Below are 19616 nucleotides of genomic sequence, written 5' to 3'. Positions count from 1 at the left end.
GCCCAGTCCCGTTGACCGGTACTGATCCGAGTGGGATCGAGCGGAGTTCTCATGGTGGAGCGGCCGGTCCGGAAGGCCGAATCCTTAGGCCGAAGCCTTGGACCGCGACTTTCCCTTACCGCCGCTCCCCAACGAGCAACCCGCCTAGCATGACACACGCCGTATGCCAGCCCAAATGGGGGGTGGTCAAGCCCCACCAGGGGGCTCAACCGCCGAGGGCCTGCCCTCCCGCGGGAAGGCAGGCCCTCGCTCAAATCACTTGATGATCTTCGTGACGCGACCCGCGCCGACGGTCCGGCCACCCTCACGAATCGCGAAGCGGAGGCCGTCCTCCATCGCGATCGGCTGGATGAGCTGAACCGACATCTCCACGTTGTCACCCGGCATGACCATCTCGGTGCCCTCGGGGAGGGTCACAACACCGGTCACGTCCGTGGTGCGGAAGTAGAACTGCGGCCGGTAGTTGTTGAAGAACGGGGTGTGACGGCCACCGTCCTCCTTCGACCGGATGAAGACCTGGCACTCGAACTCCGTGTGCGGAGTGGTGGTGCCCGGCTTCACGACGACCTGGCCGCGCTCGACGTCCTCACGCTTGATGCCGCGCACGAGCAGACCGACGTTGTCACCGGCCTGGCCCTCGTCGAGCAGCTTGCGGAACATCTCGACACCGGTGACCGTGGTCTTGGTCGCCTTCTCCTTGATGCCGACGAGCTCGACCTCTTCGTTGACCTTGATCACGCCGCGCTCGATACGACCGGTCACGACCGTGCCACGGCCGGTGATCGAGAAGACGTCCTCGACCGGCATCAGGAACGGCTGGTCGGTCGCGCGGGCCGGGTCCGGCACGTTCTCATCGACCGCGTTGAGCAGGTCCATGATCTTCTGCGCCCACTCTTCCTCGCCTTCCAGCGCCTTCAGCGCGGAGACGCGGACCACGGGGGCGTCGTCGCCGGGGTACTCTTCGCCGCTGAGCAGCTCGCGCACCTCCATCTCGACGAGCTCCATGATTTCCTCGTCGTCGACCATGTCGGCCTTGTTCAGCGCGACGAGGATGTAGGGCACGCCGACCTGGCGGGCGAGCAGAACGTGCTCACGCGTCTGCGGCATCGGGCCGTCAGTGGCGGCGACCACGAGGATCGCACCGTCCATCTGAGCGGCACCGGTGATCATGTTCTTCACGTAGTCGGCGTGACCGGGGGCGTCGACGTGCGCGTAGTGGCGCGCCTCGGTCTGGTACTCGACGTGCGCGATCTGGATCGTGATACCGCGCTGCTTCTCCTCCGGCGCCTTGTCGATCTCGTCGAACGGCGTGAAGGGGTTCAGCTCCGGGTGCTTCTCGTGCAACACCTTGGTGATGGCCGCGGTAAGCGTGGTCTTGCCGTGGTCAACGTGACCGATGGTCCCGATGTTGACGTGCGGCTTGTCCCTCTCGAACTTCGCCTTCGCCACTGGTTTGTCCTCCTGGACTTGTTCTCTTTCCGCCGTACGACTAGCAGTCCCCGCGTTGCTCACGCGAAGAATTAGTGCCAGGCGGCGCACTGTCGGGTTTGGTGGTCGGGGCCGGATCCATGACGGAGTCGGCCCCATTCCGCCGAACTACAGGGAATTACTCGCCCGTAGCCTTCGCGATGATCTCCTTCGCCACGTTCGCGGGAACCTCAGCGTAGGAGTCGAACTGCATCGAGTAGTTCGCGCGACCCTGCGTCTTCGACCGAAGATCGCCGATATATCCGAACATCTCGGACAGCGGCACATGCGATTTCACAACGCGAGTGCCGTGTCGCTCCTCCATGGACTGGATCTGCCCACGGCGGGAGTTCAGGTCACCGATGACCTCACCCATGTATTCCTCGGGTGTCGTCACCTCGACCGCCATGACCGGCTCGAGCAGTGCCGGAGACGCCTTGGCGGCGGCTTCCTTCATCGCGATCGAACCGGCGACCTTGAAGGCCATTTCCGAGGAGTCGACCTCGTGGTACTGGCCGTCCAACAAGGTCATCTTGATGCCGACCAACGGGTAGCCGGCCAGCACGCCGTACTGCATGGCGTCCTGCGCACCCTCGTCGACCGACGGAATGTACTCGCGCGGGACACGACCACCAGTGACCTTGTTCTGGAACTCGTACGCCGCACTCTCAGCGGTCTGCTCGATCGGCTCCAGCGCGACGATCACCCGAGCGAACTGACCAGAACCACCGGTCTGCTTCTTGTGCGTGTACTCGTACTTCTCGATCGTCTTGCGAATCGTCTCACGGTAGGCCACCTGTGGCTTACCGATGTTCGCCTCGACCTTGAAGTCGGTCTTCATCCGGTTGACCAGGACCTCGAGGTGGAGCTCGCCCATGCCCTCGATGATGGTCTGACCGGTTTCGTCATCCTGATGGACTCGGAAGGTCGGGTCCTCTTCGGCGAGCTTCTGGATCGCCGTCGAGAGCTTCTCCTGGTCGGCCTTCGTCTTGGGCTCGATGGCCACCTTGATGACCGGCTCCGGGAAGCTCATGGACTCGAGAACGATCGGGTTCGCCGGGTCGCACAGGGTGTCACCCGTCGTGGTGTCCTTCAGGCCCACCACGGCGTAGATGTGACCCGCCTGGGCCTCATCGACCGGGTTCTCCTTGTTGGAGTGCATCTGGAAGAGCTTCCCGATGCGTTCCTTGCGCTCGCGCGTCGAGTTCATGATCTGCGCAGCCTGCGCCACCTTGCCGGAGTAGACCCGGATGTAGGTGAGCTTGCCGAAGAACGGGTGCACCGCAACCTTCGAGACCAGCGCCGAGAACGGTTCCTTCGTGCTCGGCTTGCGCTCGGCGGGCGTCTCGCCATCGGTCAGGAAGCCCTGCACCGGCGGGACGTCCAGCGGCGACGGCAGGAAGTCGACGACCGCGTCCAGCATCGGCTGGACACCCTTGTTCTTGAAGGCACTGCCGCAGAGCACCGGGAACGCGTCGCGAGCGACGGTGAGCTTCCGGATGCCGGCCTTGATCTGCTCGGTGGTGAGTTCCTCGCCACCGAAGTAGGCCTCCATCAGCTCTTCATCGCTCTCCGCGACGGTTTCGACGAGCTCGTGGCGGTACTTCTCGGCGGTCTCCACGAGGTCGGCCGGGATGTCCTCGACCTCGTACTTCTCGCCCTTCTTCACGTCACCGCGCCAGGTCAGCGCCTTCATGCTGACGAGGTCGACGACGCCCTCGAAGTCGGACTCGGCACCGATCGGCAGCTGCAGGACGATCGGACGGGCATTGAGCCGTTCCCGGATCGTCTTGAGCGTGAAGTAGAAGTCCGCACCCAGCTTGTCCATCTTGTTGACGAAGCAGATGCGCGGAACCTCGTACTTGTCCGCCTGCCGCCAGACCTGCTCGGACTGCGGCTCGACACCTTCCTTGCCGTCGAACACGGCGACGGCACCGTCGAGAACACGCAGCGAGCGCTCCACCTCGACGGTGAAGTCGACGTGGCCAGGCGTGTCGATGATGTTGATCTGGTTGTCTTCCCAGAACGTGGTGGTGGCAGCCGAGGTGATCGTGATACCCCGCTTCTGCTCCTCTTCCATCCAGTCCATCGTCGACGCGCCGTCGTGCGTCTCGCCGAGCTTGTGGTTGATCCCGGTGTAGAACAGGATCCGTTCGGTCGCGGTGGTCTTGCCCGCATCGATGTGGGCCATGATGCCGATGTTGCGGACCTTGGTCAGGTCTGTCAGCACGTCGCGTGCCACGAGTTTCTTCCCCTGTTCCTACAGCAGATACAAGCTGGCGAACCGGTGAGCCGAGGCGGGCAGGAGCCGACCCGACTTCACCAGCGGTAGTGCGCGAAGGCCTTGTTGGACTCCGCCATCTTGTGCGTGTCTTCGCGCTTCTTCACGCTCGCACCAAGACCGTTGCTCGCGTCGAGCAGCTCGTTCATCATCCGCTCAACCATCGTCTTCTCCCGGCGCTGCCGCGAGAAACGGACCAGCCAGCGCAGGGCCAACGTCGTGGAACGCCCCGCCCGGACCTCGATCGGAACCTGGTAGGTCGCGCCACCGACACGGCGGCTGCGGACCTCAAGGGTGGGCTTCACGTTGTCGAGCGCACGCTTGAGCGTGACCACCGGGTCGGTACCGGTCTTCTCACGGCAGCCTTCGAGCGCTTCGTAAACGATGCGCTCGGCCAGCGAGCGCTTGCCGTCCACCAGCACCTTGTTCACCAGCTGGGTAACCAGCGGCGAGCTGTACACGGGATCGGCGTGCAACGGCCGCTTCGGGGCCGGACCCTTGCGGGGCATCAGCTCTTCTCCTTCTTCGCGCCGTACCGGCTGCGAGCCTGCTTGCGGTTCTTCACGCCCTGCGTGTCGGCCGAACCGCGGATGATCTTGTAGCGCACGCCCGGGAGGTCCTTCACACGGCCACCGCGAACGAGCACGATCGAGTGCTCCTGCAGGTTGTGCCCCTCACCCGGGATGTAGGCCGTGATCTCCATGCCGCTGGTGAGCTTGACACGGGCGACCTTACGCAGGGCCGAGTTGGGCTTCTTGGGGGTGGTGGTGTACACGCGGGTGCACACGCCACGCCGCTGCGGGCTCCCCTTGAGCGCCGCGGTCTTGGTCTTCGTGACCTTGTCCTGGCGGCCCTTACGGACCAGCTGCTGGATGGTGGGCATGGACCGGCTTTCTGTCAGCGTTCGCGTCTTCTGGTACTCGTCCAAGCAGTGCGCTCGATCGAGCTCGATTGGCCACTGTGCCCTTGGCATCGAGCACCGGTAGGCACTGTGTACTTAGGACTCCCCCGCACCACGAGGTCGGGCGTGTCGCCCGCTCCTCGGCCTTGCGGCGCTGATGGCGACCCAGCGAGTGTGACCCCGGTGGGCATTCAGGAGGAGTTCCGCATCTCCCGCGTCCGCAGTAGCGGCCATGGAACGAGCCAAACGCGGCGCCGCTCACAGTCACTGTCACGCACAGGCATGCGGATCGACCCGATCGGTGTCGGGTCCGATATATAAAGATACCCGGCCCGTTCGCAGGGGGTCAAAACGGGGGGCCCATGACCTGCCACGCCACCCGTTACGTCCCCGGCGGGGCCGCCTCGTCGAACGCCGCTCGCCGGGTCGTCACCCGCTGGCGGCGCACCTGTCGCGGCGATCGGAGTGTCCGGTGTGCCATCGGGTGTGAGGTCATCCGGTGTGAGGTCATCCGGGGCGAGGCCATCCGGTGTGGGAGATCGCACGGCCAGCGCTCGGCGTCGCGCCACAGCCTACCCAGTGTCTCCCGACATCGGAAGGCGCCTTGGGCACGCATCCGGATACACGCGACCAGCCGGGCGTCGGCCCCGAACCGACACCCGGCGGACACACCGGCTCAGCCGTCTCGTCCTGGGGCCACCCCGTTGATCCGCCGGGGCGCGGGCTTCGGCGCGGGGAACTCCGCGGCAGGTACCCAGTGCTGCTTGAGCGCTTCCGCGTCGATCCCGCCGGTCTTCGTGGCCTGTTCCGACGCGGTCCGGTCAGCTTGTTCATCCGCACCGGACGGGGTGGCTGCCCCCGCGTCTCCCGTCTCGTCGGGAACCCTGGCTGCCCCGGATCCGGTTCCGGCATCGCCGACCGCGGGTTCCCCCGAGACCACGGGCTCCGCAACCGTCCCTGACCCAGCCGTCTCCTGCTCCTCGGCTGTTCCTCCGGTCGCGCCCGCCACCGGATCCACGACACCCCCCGGGGACGCAGTGCGTTCGGCCGATTCGGCTCCCGCCGAGGACTCCGGGCCCGGAGCACCCTCGGATACGGCACTCATCAGACGTGTCGGTGACTCGCCCTCTTCGGCGGGGCGACGCGGGAGCGTGCCGTGGCCGACCGTCATCCTGATCTCAGTCGTCTGCTCGGACTCCCCGCCGGGACGCACGACCTCGGACGGTCCGCGGCCGGGTTGCCCGGGGTCCGGCTGGGAATGGGGGTCCGGCTGGGAATGGGGGTCCGGCTGACCAGCAGGCTTCCCTCCCCCGGCGGATTCCTCCTGGACGACCGGCTCGTCCGGAACGACCGGCTCGTCCGGAACGACCGGCTCGGAAGGTGCAACGGCTTCGGATTCGACGGAACCATCGTCCTGGGCGTCGGCCGCCGCGGGTTCCGGTCCCGCCAACGGGGTCAGCGCCCGAACGGGGTACCGCTCGCTCCAGTCGGGATCCACGATCGGGTCGGGGGCCGCTCCTTCGGGCTGCTCGACCGGGTTCGCGGTGAAGTCGTCACCGCCGAACTGAGCCACGCAGTCCAGTGCCATCTGCTCGACGACCTCGCGCAGTTCCAGATCGACGAGCCACTCGACCGGCAGCGCGGCGACACCGAGCAGGGCTCCGACGATGTTGCCGCAGATCGCACCCGTCGAATCACTGTTACCGGAGTGATGGACCGCCACGCTCAGGGCGTGTTCGACGTCGTCGCCACCTGCCAGCGCGGCACACACCGCGATGGCCAGAGCTTCGTCGCCGGACCAACCACCGCCGAGGGTCTCTTCGATCTGCTGAGGGGTGGGTACCCCGTCGGAAGCCAGCTCCACCGCCTTCGTCAGCAACGCCGAGGTCGCCTCGTGCCCCTGCCAGGTTTCCAGCACCTGCAGCGCGAGCCAGACTCCGTCGTCCAGCGTCTGCCCGAGCAGCGCCTGCTGGACGATCACGGCCAGCGCCCCCGCCGACAGGTATCCGTCGGGATGGCCGTGGGTGAGGGCCGCGGTACGCGCCGCGAGGTCGAAAGCGACCGGTGGGTCCGGGGAGTACAACGCGGTCGGAGCTGTCCGCACGACCCCACCGCACCCCTTGGAGTCGTTGATCGGCTCCGCGAACGTTCCTGCCTGTCCTTCGTTCGAGAACCGGGCCAGCGCGGCGAGCACGGCGTCACTCGGAGCACGGCTCGCGAACAGGCCGGACACCCCGACCAGCCAGCCGTCCGGCTTCGGGCAGTCCTCGGAATAGATGCCGGAAGCGGATTCCCACGCGGTTCCCTGGGTGTGCAACCAGCGCTGGTAGGCGAGCTGAATCTCGGGCATGGGACCGTCGATGTCCAACGTTCGCCGGGCCACGCTGCCCCGGATCAGGCCTTCCGCGGTGAACAGGGTCAGCTGCGTATCGTCGGTGATCGCGCCCCGCACCCCGTATGCCTGGCGCAGGCCTCGCGGGCCGTCCGCCCCGAACAGTTCGGTGATCTTCTCGGCGCTGGTGAGTTCGAGGTCGGCACCGAGCGCGTCCCCGAGCGCACCGCCGAGGAAGCATCCGAGCACTCGCTCGGTCAGCGACGGAGCGATGTAGTCCGACCCTTCGATCTTCGCGTGGCCACCTGAGGACGCCGATTTGGCGTTGGTCAGCGGTGCGGGTTCGAGCCTGACTCGGTGGTAGGGCGGAACATCCGCTGCGGTGTCCGTGGATTCGTCCGTGGCCGGGACGGCGTGTTCGCCCGTGTCGGCACCCCGGTCAGTGGGTTCCGCCTGGGACGGAGCCGCTTCCACCGATGTCGCCCCCTCCGCTGCAGGCGTGGCCTCCGTCGCGTCGGCCACCTCCGCTGCCCGTTGGTGCTCACCGACATCGGGTGTCCGTGCCCCGGCAGCTGCCTCGACGCCCGCCGGTGGCGTCACGTCAGTGGATTCGGCAACGTCGACCGGTTCGGCAAGGTCGACAGCAACGGCAGCCTCGGACACCTGCTCGGCAACACCAGCGGATTCGGCGCCAACCGACTCGGCTTCAACCGACTCGGCTTCAACCGAGTCGGCTTCAACCGAGTCGGCTTCAACCGAGTCGCTGAGCACCGTCGACTCCGGTACAGCCGCGAGGTCGGTGGCCGGTACATCCGGCTCCGCCCGACCCCGACGCCCCTGCTCCTCGCGGTCCTTCGCCGCTTCGGTCGGATGGGCTCCGTCCGCTTCCGCCCCGTCGGCTTCGACCCCGGCGGCTTCGACCCCGTCGGCTGCTCCGGCCCCGGCGTGAACATCGGTCAGCCAACGCGCGTGGTCGGCGGAATCCGCATCAGCAACTCCCGCCGAATCGGGTTCCGGAAGCCGGACACCTCCACCGGGCGCGGTGGCCGCGTTACCGGAGAGCAACGGGTCGAGACCCGAAGGCACGGACGTCGCCACCACGTCCACCTCGTCCGCTGCACGAACCTCCTCCGCAACAGGATCCTGGTCGTCGGGAGGATGGGTCGAGTCCGTTTCCGCGGCATCGGACGCGGTGGGGAAGGCTGCGTCCGACTCGTCGACGGAGCGCTCTTCGGGCGGCGGGGTGTCGGCGAAGAAGTCCGAAACCGTGAACGAATCCTGCTCCGTTTCGCCCGCCCCGTCGGAGGCAGGTCCGAGGTCGTCGAACACGTCCGGCCGGCCGAATCCCGCCGGGTCGGTGGCGGTGTCCGTCCCCTCGAACCCGACCGTCCCGGTGCGGCCCTGGACGTCGGCGAATCCCGCGGACTCCATGTAGGGGGGCGGTACGGCGAAGTCGGGAAACTCCGACGAAGTGGTCCGGTCACCGAACGAATCGGACGTGACGCGCGAACCGGTTCCGGAGAAGGCATCCGCTTCGGACACCGGATCGAACGACCGGTCACCATGGCTCTCCCGCTCGTTCCGGAACGGCTTGGTGACACGCTCGGTCCGCTGCTCCGAGAACCGACCGGGAAACCCGCCAGCGCCCGAACCGGATGGGGCCGAACCGGATGGGGCCGAACCGGATGGGGCCGAACCGGATGGGGCCGAACCGGATGGGGCCTCGCCGGACACCCACGCGTCATTCTCGCCGTCGACCGCGTGACCGGTGTCCGGCATCGCCCCGGCATGCCGTTCTCCGGAACCGACATCGTCCGAGGGGAAACCCGGATCGATCGCACCGGGGTCGATGATCATCGTCATCTCGGCGCTTTCCGGCGCCGGAGCTCGACGTTCCGGACCACTGGCGCGACCGTCCACACTGGCATCAGCCGCCTCGACACCCCCGAGTTCCAAGGGGCCCGGCAACGTCCGGGGCGCATCGCTCACGTACCGCTGGGCCCAGCGCGGTATCGGCGGTGGCGGTGGCGGTGGCGCGAACGCCTCCGCAGCGTCCGCGCACAACGTTTCGAAGATTTCGAGCAGTTCGAGTTCCTGCAGCCACTGCCGGGGAATCGCGTCCGGCCCGTACACGGCACCCGCCAGCTGACCTGCCAACGCAGCGGTCACGCTGCTGTCGGCGGACTGGTTCACGGCGGTGAGCACCGCGTCGACGAAATTGCGGGTCGAGGCGACCGCCGCGAGAGCGACTCCGAGTTCCCCCGGCGCCTGCTCGGTGTCGAACTCGGTGTCCAGTTCCATCGGCGTCGGGCGCCTGCCGTCGCGCGTCGCGAACATCGCGGCGTGCACGGCGCGCTGGACCGCGACCGCGGGATTGCCGCCGGGCTGCGAAGCCCCCAGACGGGTGGTCGCCGTGGACACCGCGTCCCACAAACCGACATCGCCCTGGATCAGCTGGGACAGCACGTCGGCGTGCACACCTGCCGCACCTTGCACGTTCCGGTCGTCGGTGAAGATCTTCGCGATGTCGGCACCCGCCGCGAGAACGAGCTTCTCGGACATGCTCCAGACCATCGTCGGAGCAGCCAGCACGATGCAGTCGGCGAAGCCCTTCCGGGGTGTGCCACCGAATCCCGGTTCGTTCATGGGCGGCTGCTGCGCGAGTTGACCAAGGCTGGAAAGGGCGTGTCCGGCCGGATTCCTGGTGGAGAACAGTTCCGCTCGCTCCAGCAGCCAGCCACTGGGTTCGGGATGGGTCTGCAGGTAGCCGGACATCGCGAATTCCCAGGGCACTCCCTGGGTGAACAACCATCGGAGGTGGTTGGTGCGCACCACCTGCGTCGGCAGCGACTCGGTGGCGTCACCGTTGACCGCCTTGGCCCGCAACAACGCTTCCAGGGTGAAGGCGGTGAGCTGCGTGAGATCCGTGACCGCACCTCTGCGGCCGAAGACGGGCAGGTAATCGACGACTCCCTGCCTGCCGAACCAGTGCTGCAGCTCCCAGGACGTCCGGGTTCGGACACCCGCACCCAGCGCGTCACCGATGGCACCGCCCAGCATCGCGCCGTGGAAGCGATCGGACCAGGTCGGGGTCCGTCTGCTGGGTTGCGCGCGATTGCCCGCGAACCAGGATGCGTCTTCGGTCATCGCCATTTCTCCTGTCGGGGGGTCACCATGCGGGGTAACGCTGCGTCCACGATGCGTCGGTGGGCGGGGCCGGACTGAACTCGGCCAGCACGTCCCGTCCGATCGTTTCGACGACGTCGCGCAGTTCGAGCACATCGCTCCACTCCGGAGGAACGGCCCGCAGCCCGTAAAGTGCCCCCGCGATGTTGCCGCACACAATGCCTGTCGAGTCGGAGTCCCCGGAGTGGTTCACCGACAGCAGCAGCGCCTCACGAAGGTTATCGGTGGCCAACACCGCGTAGAGCCCGATGGCGAGCGCTTCCTCCCCGACCCAGCCCGCGCCGAGCGGGCCGGCCAGTTCCTCCGGGGACACCGGCCCCTTTCGTGCCAGGTCAACCGCACTGTCGAGGACGGTCAGCTGTTCCTCGTGACCGGGCCACCGCAGCAGGATTTCCCGGCCGGTCCGCACGCTCTCGGTCGGGGTCGCACCGCGGACGAGCTGGTGCACGAGAACCGCGAGAACACCTGCCGACAAATACCCGCTCGGGTGACTGTGAGTCAGCGCCGCCGCGCGGGACGCGAGCCGGAAGACCACCGCCGGATCGTGCGACCACGCCGCAACCGGAGCGGCCCGCATGACGCCGCCACATCCCTTGGAGTCGTTGATCGGGTGCTCGATGGTCGCGTGCTCGTGGGTGCGGGCGAAGTTCTCGCACGCGTTCATGCAGGTGTTTCCGGGCGCGCGCACGGCGAGCAACGCGGGTTCCCCGATCAACCAGCCGTCCGGCTCCGGCGCGAGCGGCGCGAACGGCCCGGCCACTCTGGGCCACGTCTGGTTCTGGGTGTGAAACCAGCGCTGGTAGGCGTGCTGCACCTCGCGGATCGGGTCGCCGTCCTCCGCGTGCTTCCGCCGCGCCGAGTGCGCCCGGATGAGTCCCTCGGCAGTGAACAGCATCATCTGCGTGTCGTCCGAAACCTGCGCGAGTCCGCCCCGGAGAACGGGTCCGGTCACTCCGTCCGGCCCGTGGGTGCTGCGGATCATGTCGATCGGCTGGAACTCGACCGCATAGCCGAGAGCGTCGCCGACCGCTCCCGCCAGCAGGCATCCGGTGAACCGCTCGTGCGGGTCCGACACTGCCGGTTGCCGCGGCTGATCCGTGTTCGGTGTCGGCCGTGCGTTCAAGGTCCCCCCTCCACAACCCCGCTCGTTTCCATCCCACCATCACCATCCGATGACAAGTCGCGTGGACGCCGGAGAGTCGGATCACACTTCCGTCGGCCGCGATGTCGAGCACCGCCGAGCTCCGTCTGATCTTGAGCCTGTCGCCACGAGGCCGAGCGTTGCATTGGGTACTGTCCACATGCGTGACGCGCGGTCGGCCGAACCTCGAATCCGTGCCCGGCTTGGGCCGGTCGGACAAGCCGGACAGCAGGACGCTGGCCGAGTCGCTGCGTACCGCGATCCGGAACGGCCGGTTGCCCGCCGGGTCTCGGATGCCGTCGACCCGTGCACTGGCCGAGGATCTCGGCATCGCGAGGGGAACGGTAACCCGTGCCTACGATCAGTTGACCACCGAAGGGTTTCTGCTGTCCCGGCAGGGCTCGCCCACGACCGTCGCCGAGCGGCTGGCGACCACCACTCCTGCCGATCACGCTACTCCCGTTCAGGACGGGCCTGCCGATCATGCCGGGCTCGAGCACACCGGGCCTGCCGAGCGACGCGGGCACCCGGGCGCCGGCACGGAGACCGGGGCGGGCGGCGGCGAACACGACGAGGAGGCCGCCGCTCACGACGGAACAACACCGCGGTGGGACTTCCGCCCCGGCCGTCCCGATCTGCACTCGTTCCCCCGGAAGGAGTGGCTCGCCGCCGGGCGCCGAGCGCTCAACAAAGCGACCGTCGGCGATCTGGACTACGGCGATCCGCAGGGACACCCGGCGCTGCGAACCGCCCTCGCCGACTATCTCGGGCGGGTTCGCGCCGTCGTCGCCGACCCCGGCCGGATCGTGGTCTGCAATGGCTACGGCGAAGCGTTCTCGCTGCTCACCAAGGCCCTTCGGACGCTGGGGATCAGAGCGGTGGACTTCGAGGACCCGTCCCGGCCGCAGTTCCGGAGCACCGCCCACGACGCGGGTCTCACCGTTCGCGGGGTGCCGGTGGACGATCACGGCATCGATGTCTCGGCGTTGACCAATCCCGTCGCGGCCGTCACGCCCGCGCACCAGTACCCGCTGGGCGTGACCATGGGCTCGGCCCGGCGAACCGCCCTGGTCCAACGCGCGAAGAGCGCCGACCGGATCGTCGTGGAAGACGACTACGACGGCGAGTTCCGGTACGACCGGCAACCGGTGGGCGCGCTGCAGGGGATGGCTCCCGAGCACGTCGTCTACGCGGGCACCACCAGCAAGACGCTCGCTCCCGCGCTCCGCATCGCCTGGCTGGTGCTGCCTGCCCGACTCGTCGCGCCGGTGCGGGCGCTGAAGACGCGCAGCGGAGTGCACGCGCCGTTGTTCGAACAGCTCACCCTCGCCGAGCTGATTTCCACGGGCGCATACGATCAACATGTGCGGCGCTGCCGCACCACCTATCGGCAACGTCGGGCGAGCCTGCTCGATGCCGTGACCGCGACACCGCACCGGCCGTACCCGGCCGGGATCTCGGCAGGCCTGCACGTGGCACTGCGCCTTGATCCGCACGGACCGACCGAGCACGACATCCTCGCTCGTGCCCGGGAACGTTCGGTCGCGCTCGACAGGCTCGCCACGCACTGGGTCGGCCCCGGCCCGCACCCCGGCGGTGTGGTGATCGGGTATGCCGCCCCGGATGGGCGAACGTTCCGGTCTGCTCTGCGGACGCTCGTGGAAGTGCTCGACGCTCGGTGACCTCGGCCGACGCCGCAGCACGCACATCCATGCGCACTGTCGGGCAAACAGGACACAAGCCCGCCGAACACCTGTTCTATCCTGAGAGTCTCGCCGCGACACAGAGGGAGTAGACATTGAACGATCACGAGCCGGGCACGGACGAGGCAGCCACCGACGGATCGGCTGCCGACCAGTCGGCCACCCAGACCTCGGAGGCCGGACAGCCCGAAAGCTCGAACCAGGACGGCGGCACGGCCGGCGAGAACGACCAGGCCCCGGGCCAGGCCGCTTCGGGCGGGTCGACGGAGAACGCCGGAACCGAGAGCGCTGCGCCGAAGAAGCGCCCGCGCAAGCAGAGCACGGCCAAGAAGTCGCGCACGGTGGAGCTGACGCTCACCGTCACCGGCACCGCCGAGGGTGAGTGGCAGGCCGAGCTCATGCACGGCGGCAAGCGCGTGCTGCAGGGCGTGGAGATTCCGGCGGCCGCGGTCTCCAAGGCCGCCGCGGAACTGCACGACGACATCTCCGAAACCATCGAGAGCGTCCTGAGTGCGGCCCGTGAACAGCACGAGGCGAAACTCGCCGAACTCGAAGCCGAGGTCGAGCGGGTGCGCAACGCGCTCGCCGGACTCGAGAACTAGCAGTACCGGTTTCGGGGCGACCGGGCTCCACGTCCGCGTGGCAGGTCGCCCCGAACCCGCTGCCGGGTCTCGCCGGTCGCTCGTTCCGGCCCGATCATCCGGGTCGGTCATTCCGATCGGCGAGACACCGGGCGCCCGCCGCCGGGGAAGGTTCGGCGGGACGATCCTGAATGCCCCGCCGTGAGCACGCGTGCCCGGACGCGGTCCGCGGCCATGCCGTGTCTGCCCCTCGAAAACACGGCATGGCCGGCGACGACCGGGGGCCGAGCGTGGACCGTCGCACCCGTGGTGGCAGAGACCGCGGCCGTGAGACCGAAGAACCGGACTCGGATGACCACGAGTGCGCGGCGTTGAGCCGAGCAGCCGAACCGGGCGGTGAGTACTCGGTTCCCCGGTGACGCGCACAGACATCACCGGAAGTGTCGAACACGATGCGGGGGCAACCCCGAAATACGACTTCATCGCCGTATCGCGCGACCGATCAGCTCTACCGGACCACGCGAAACTACGTAGACACTCACCCGTTCAGCCCAATCACAGTGTGACCGCGGACCCAACTCTGGGAGACTCCCAGAAGCGCTAGGAGTCTGGCAACGCACGAACGGGTATCTTTTTCCCGTCCGATCGTCGACAATCCCGCCCCGCGAAATCGCCCGGGCCGAGCCGCTCCTCGAGCCGCTACTCCGCCGCGCACCGGAATTGCCCCGAGGTGTCCTGAGTTGACCTGCTGCGGACTGAGGAGAAACCGGTAAGGATCACCTAAACTGCGCCTATGATTGGCTCCCCCCGAGCACGAGCACTCGCCAACGAACTGCGCGGCGCTCGAAAAGCGACCGGGATGTCCATGCGTCAGGTGGGCGAAAAACTCGGTTGGTCCGAATCGAAGGTCAGCAGGGTGGAGCTGGCCCAGCACAAACTGAGCGAGACCGACCTCTCCAGCGTGCTCGCCATCCTGGGCGTGACCGGAACCGAACGCGAGAAGCTGCTCAAACTCGCCCGCGACATCAACCAACCCGCGTGGTGGGAATTCGGGCTCGATCTGTCACCACAGCTGACCGCACTACTCGACGCCGAGCAGCGCGCGGTGCGGATTACGCAGTGCGCGTTGCACGTGCTCCCCGGCCTGCTCCAGACACGACCGTACTCGCGCGCACTATTCCACGGTTTCCACACCGATTCCGACGAGATAGACCGGCACATAAATGTGCGACAATTGCGACAGGGAATTTTGTACAAACAACATCCGGTCGAACTCGCCGTCTACCTCGACGAAAGCGTTCTGCAGCGTCCGGTGGGTGGTCCGCAGGTCATGTCCGAACAACTGCGACATCTCCACCACATGTCCCTGGCAGACAACATCGCGCTGCGCATAATGCCCATCAGCGCGGGTGCCCACACCGGATTGCAGGGGACATTCGTTCTACTCGACTTCGTTCGGGACCGATCGATCGTTCACGTGGAGCAACGCCATGCGAGTGCCTTCTTCGACGACGCCGAGGACGTCGCCCCATTCAAGTCTGCCGCGGACGATCTGCGTAAAGTCGCGATACCTCGGTCGGATTCGACCGAGCTCATCGCGGACTATGTCCGCAGGCACGAAAGAGAGGTTGAATGACAGGTTTCGCACATTGGCGCAAATCCTCTTACAGCGCCCAGGAGGAATGCGTCGAGGTCGGTAACCGCGGTCCCGGCATCATCGGTGTGCGGGACACTAAAGGCCCGGTAAGCGGCATCGTGGTGTTCACCGCCGAGACGTGGTCCGACTTCTTGACCGGAGTGCGATCAGGCCGATTCGATTTGCCCTGAGCACTCCCGAGGCCCGTTCCCCGGTATTGGAGCTACCGGGGAACGGGCTCTCTTCACTCCGCCCCCCGCCGAACTGGACAGTAGCTCACGTTGGACCAAGGGGGCGATGCGTCCGCACCTGCGCCACCCGCACGTCGCAGTCGTCTGCGGTGGAACACGAAAGGGCCCCTGTCCGGAGGAGTCGGACAGGGGCCCTGTGAACCATGAGGCGTCACCGCGGTTCCGCGGCGAGACCCTCAGCGGTAATCGCGACCGAAGTCGTAGTCGTCCAGCGGGACCGCGGCACCGGTACCCGTACCGAACACATCCGGCGTGTAGTAGCCGTCGTCGTAGGACGGGATCGCGTAAGCCGCGGCCCGTGCCTCCTCGGTCGGCTGCACCTGGATGTTGCGGTAGCGGTTGATGCCCGTACCAGCCGGGATCAGCTTACCGATGATCACGTTCTCCTTGAGACCGATCAGCTTGTCACTCGCGCCCTCGATCGCGGCGTTCGTGAGGATGCGGGTCGTCTCCTGGAAGGAGGCCGCCGACAGCCACGATTCGGTGGCCAGCGATGCCTTCGTGATACCCATCAGCACCGGACGGCCCGAAGCCGGGTCGCCGCCCTCCGAGACCACGCGGCGGTTCTCGCTCTCGAACTGCGAGCGCTCCACCGGGGAACCGGGCAGGAACTCGGTAGCACCCGAGTCGATGATGATGACCCGGCGCAGCATCTGGCGGACGATCACCTCGACGTGCTTGTCGTGGATGCCCACACCCTGCGAGCGGTACACCTCCTGCACCTGGTCGACCAGGTGGAGCTGTGCCTCCCGCGGACCCATCACGCGCAGCACCTCGTGCGGGTCGACAGCGCCTTCGAGCAGCTGCTGACCGACGTCCACGTGGTCGCCGTCGGCAATCTGCCGCTCGCTGCCGTCCACCGAGATCGCCGCGAGCCGCTGACGCTTGGACAGCTTGTCGTAGACGATCTCGTCACTGCCGTCGTCCGGCGTGATCGTGATCTTCCAGTAGCGGTCGTTGTCCTCCAGCCGGACGCGGCCGGGGGCATCCGCGATCGGAGCCTTGCCCTTCGGGACGCGGGCCTCGAACAGCTCCTGAACACGGGGCAGACCGGTCGTGATGTCGTCACCGGCGACACCGCCCTGGTGGAAGGTACGCATCGTCAACTGCGTACCCGGCTCACCAATGGACTGCGCCGCGACGATGCCGACAGCCTCGCCGACATCCACCAGCTTGCCGGTGGCCATCGAACGGCCGTAGCAGACGGAGCAGACACCGACGCCGGACTCGCAGGTGAGCACGCTGCGGACCTTGACCTTCGCGATGCCCGCCGTGTACAGCTTCTCGATCGCCGGGTCACCCAGGTCGGAACCACGGGTGAGCACGATGTTGCCGTCGGCGTCGGTGACGTCTTCGGCGGTCGTCCGGGCGTAGACGCTGGTCTCGATGTGCGCGTCGCGAACCATCCTGCCGTCGGGCAACTTCTCCGCGATCGGCATCCGAATACCGCGCTCGGTCTGGCAGTCCGTCTCGCGGACGATGACGTCCTGCGACACGTCCACCAGACGCCGGGTCAGGTAACCCGAGTCGGCGGTACGCAACGCGGTGTCGGCCAGACCCTTACGGGCACCGTGGTTGGAGATGAAGTACTCCAGCACCGACAGGCCCTCGCGGTAGTTCGCCTTGATCGGGCGCGGGATGTACTCACCCTTCGGGTTCGACACCAGACCACGCATACCGGCCAGCTGCACGACCTGGGTCATGTTACCGGCGGCACCGGACTTCACGATCATGCTGATCGAGTTGTCCTCGGGGAAGTTCTTCTCCATCGCCTCGGCGACGTCGTCCTTGGCCGCCGTCCAGACCTTGACCAGCTCGGCGTTGCGCTCCTGGTAGGACAGCGCACCACGGCGATACCGCTTCTCGACCTGGTCGGCCTTCTGCTCGTAGCCGTCCAGGATCTCCGTCTTGGCCTCCGGAACGACCACGTCGGAGATCGACACGGTCACACCGGACCGGGTCGCCCAGTGGAAGCCGGCGTCCTTGAGCTTGTCCAGCGTCTGGGCGACGGTGACCATCGGGTACCGCTCTGCCAGGTCGTTGACGATCGCCGCCTGCTTCTTCTTCGGCAGGACGTCGTCGACGAACGGGTAGTCCTCGGGCAGCAGCTCGTTGAAGAACACCCGGCCCAGCGTCGTCTCGGCCAGCCAGGCCTTGCCGGGCTCCCATTCCTCGGGCATGAGCTCCTTGGACGGAGCGACGTCCCGGAGCCGGATCTTGACCTTGGCCTGCAGGTCGAGCCCACCGCGGTCGTAGGCCATGATCGCCTCGCCGACCGAGGAGAACGAAAGCCCTTCGCCCTGCGCACCCTCGACCAAGCGGGTCAGGTGGTACAGGCCGGTGACCATGTCCAGCCGCGGCATCGCAAGCGGCCGACCGGAGGCGGGCGAGAGGATGTTGTTGCTGGAGAGCATCAACACCCGGGCTTCGGCCTGTGCCTCGGCCGAAAGCGGCAGGTGCACCGCCATCTGGTCACCGTCGAAGTCGGCGTTGAACGCCTCGCAGACCAACGGGTGCAGCTGGATGGCCTTGCCCTCGACCAGCTGCGGCTCGAAGGCCTGGATACCCAGGCGGTGCAGCGTAGGCGCACGGTTCAACAGCACGGGGTGTTCGGCGATGACCTCTTCGAGGACGTCCCACACCTGCGCGCGCTGCCGCTCCACCATCCGCTTGGCGGACTTGATGTTCTGCGCGTGGTTCAGGTCGACGAGCCGCTTCATGACGAACGGCTTGAACAGCTCGACCGCCATTTCCTTCGGCAGACCACACTGGTGCAGCTTCAGCTGCGGACCGACGACGATGACCGAACGGCCGGAGTAGTCGACCCGCTTACCGAGCAGGTTCTGCCGGAACCGGCCTTGCTTACCCTTGAGCAGGTCCGACAGCGACTTCAGCGGCCGGTTGCCGGGACCGGTGACCGGACGACCGCGACGACCGTTGTCGAACAGCGCGTCGACGGACTCCTGCAGCATCCGCTTCTCGTTGTTGACGATGATCTCGGGCGCACCGAGGTCGATCAGTCGCTTGAGGCGGTTGTTGCGATTGATCACGCGGCGGTACAGGTCGTTGAGGTCCGAAGTCGCGAACCGGCCACCGTCGAGCTGCACCATCGGACGCAGGTCCGGCGGAATGACCGGGACCGCACCGAGCACCATGCCCGCCGGGTTGTTGCCGGTGGCCTGGAACGCGGCGACGACCTTGAGCCGCTTGAGCGCGCGGAGCTTCTTCTGGCCCTTGCCCGAGCGGATGACCTCGCGCAGCGACTCCGCTTCGGCGTCGATGTCGAAGCTCTTGAGCAGCGACTCGATCGCTTCCGCGCCCATGCCACCGGTGAAGTACTCGCCGTAGCGGTCGTAGAGCTCGCGGTAGAGCAGCTCGTCGGAGATGAGCTGGCGGGGCTCCAGCTTGGTGAAGGTCTCCCAGATCTCGTCGAGCTTGTCGATCTCCCGCTGCGCACGGTCGCGCAGCTGGCGCATCTCGCGCTCGCCGCCCTCCTTGACCTTGCGGCGCACGTCGCTCTTGGCGCCTTCGGTCTCGAGCTCGGCGAGGTCGGCCTCCAGCTTCTGCGCGCGGGCCTCCAGGTCCGCGTCACGCTGGTCGGCCAGCCGCTTGCGCTCGACGCTCATCTCGTTCTCGAGCGTCGACAGATCGTTGTGCCGCATCTCGGTGTTCACCGAGGTGACCACGTAGGCGGCGAAGTAGATGATCTTTTCGAGGTTCTTGGGCGCCAGGTCCAGCAGGTAGCCCAGGCGGCTCGGAACACCCTTGAAGTACCAGATGTGGGTCACGGAGGCCGCGAGCTCGATGTGGCCCATCCGCTCACGACGCACCTTGGCGCGGGTGACCTCGACGCCGCAACGCTCACAGATGATGCCCTTGAATCGGACACGCTTGTACTTGCCGCAGTAGCACTCCCAGTCCCGGGTAGGACCGAAGATCTTCTCGCAGAAGAGTCCGTCCTTCTCGGGCTTCAGGGTGCGGTAGTTGATCGTCTCGGGCTTCTTGACCTCGCCATACGACCACTGGCGGATGTCGTCGGCCGTGGCGAGGCCGATACGGAGTTCATCGAAGAAGTTGACGTCAAGCACGTCGGGTCTTCTCCCTTAGTCAGAGGTTCTGCCCGATGAGAGGCAGGGG

11 protein-coding genes are annotated in these 19616 nt (G+C 67.0%); 4 read left to right on the top strand and 7 right to left on the bottom strand.

All coding sequences use genetic code 11. The features are described from left to right. Nucleotides 1–255: 255 nt before the first annotated feature. The 6 genes from tuf to ACYVAN_RS17780 all read right to left on the bottom strand — a co-directional run bounded on the left by tuf (nucleotide 256) and on the right by ACYVAN_RS17780 (nucleotide 11290). Nucleotides 256–1449: an elongation factor Tu gene (gene tuf / locus ACYVAN_RS17805; protein ID WP_460961032.1), complete on the bottom strand. Its 1194-nt coding sequence runs from the start codon at nucleotides 1447–1449 to the stop codon at nucleotides 256–258. Between the two features lie 157 nt (nucleotides 1450–1606). Next, complete coding sequence (gene fusA, locus ACYVAN_RS17800; protein ID WP_460961030.1) at nucleotides 1607–3709, bottom strand: elongation factor G; 2103 nt, start codon at nucleotides 3707–3709, stop codon at nucleotides 1607–1609. 77 nt (nucleotides 3710–3786) lie between these two features. Continuing rightward, nucleotides 3787–4257 carry a 30S ribosomal protein S7 gene (gene rpsG / locus ACYVAN_RS17795; RefSeq protein WP_460961028.1) on the bottom strand — a complete coding sequence of 157 codons (471 nt, stop codon included), beginning with the start codon at nucleotides 4255–4257 and terminating at the stop codon, nucleotides 3787–3789. After that, nucleotides 4257–4631, bottom strand: coding sequence for a 30S ribosomal protein S12 (gene rpsL, locus ACYVAN_RS17790; RefSeq protein WP_460961026.1), 375 nt, complete (start codon nucleotides 4629–4631; stop codon nucleotides 4257–4259). The genes rpsG and rpsL overlap by 1 nt, the downstream gene beginning before the upstream one ends. Before the next feature lie 694 nt (nucleotides 4632–5325). Continuing rightward, the gene (locus tag ACYVAN_RS17785) at nucleotides 5326–10128 is read right to left on the bottom strand and encodes an ADP-ribosylglycohydrolase family protein (RefSeq protein WP_460961024.1); all 4803 of its coding nucleotides are present in this window, start codon (nucleotides 10126–10128) and stop codon (nucleotides 5326–5328) included. 22 nt (nucleotides 10129–10150) lie between these two features. After that, the gene (locus ACYVAN_RS17780; protein WP_460961022.1) at nucleotides 10151–11290 is read right to left on the bottom strand and encodes an ADP-ribosylglycohydrolase family protein; all 1140 of its coding nucleotides are present in this window, start codon (nucleotides 11288–11290) and stop codon (nucleotides 10151–10153) included. A gap of 182 nt (nucleotides 11291–11472) precedes the next feature. On the opposite strand from ACYVAN_RS17780, the gene pdxR reads away from it, so the two are divergent. The 4 genes from pdxR to ACYVAN_RS17760 all read left to right on the top strand — a co-directional run bounded on the left by pdxR (nucleotide 11473) and on the right by ACYVAN_RS17760 (nucleotide 15419). After that, nucleotides 11473–12990 carry a MocR-like pyridoxine biosynthesis transcription factor PdxR gene (gene pdxR / locus ACYVAN_RS17775; RefSeq protein WP_460961020.1) on the top strand — a complete coding sequence of 506 codons (1518 nt, stop codon included), beginning with the start codon at nucleotides 11473–11475 and terminating at the stop codon, nucleotides 12988–12990. A 116-nt stretch (nucleotides 12991–13106) separates the two neighbouring features. Further along, nucleotides 13107–13613 (top strand): DUF6319 family protein, encoded by a 507-nt coding sequence (locus tag ACYVAN_RS17770; RefSeq protein WP_460961018.1) that lies wholly within the window; start codon nucleotides 13107–13109, stop codon nucleotides 13611–13613. A gap of 772 nt (nucleotides 13614–14385) precedes the next feature. Further along, complete coding sequence (locus ACYVAN_RS17765; RefSeq protein WP_460961016.1) at nucleotides 14386–15228, top strand: helix-turn-helix domain-containing protein; 843 nt, start codon at nucleotides 14386–14388, stop codon at nucleotides 15226–15228. After that, entirely contained in the window at nucleotides 15225–15419 is a 195-nt protein-coding gene (locus ACYVAN_RS17760) for a DUF397 domain-containing protein (protein WP_460961014.1), read from the top strand. Before ACYVAN_RS17765 ends, ACYVAN_RS17760 begins: the two co-directional genes overlap by 4 nt. 236 nt (nucleotides 15420–15655) lie before the next feature. Here ACYVAN_RS17760 and ACYVAN_RS17755 read toward each other — a convergent pair whose 3' ends face one another. Further along, nucleotides 15656–19567, bottom strand: coding sequence for a DNA-directed RNA polymerase subunit beta' (locus ACYVAN_RS17755; protein ID WP_460961012.1), 3912 nt, complete (start codon nucleotides 19565–19567; stop codon nucleotides 15656–15658). Nucleotides 19568–19616: the final 49 nt, after the last annotated feature.

The sequence above is a fragment of the Parasphingorhabdus pacifica genome, assembly GCF_054779195.1.
This window is presented reverse-complemented; position numbering and strand designations above follow the sequence as displayed.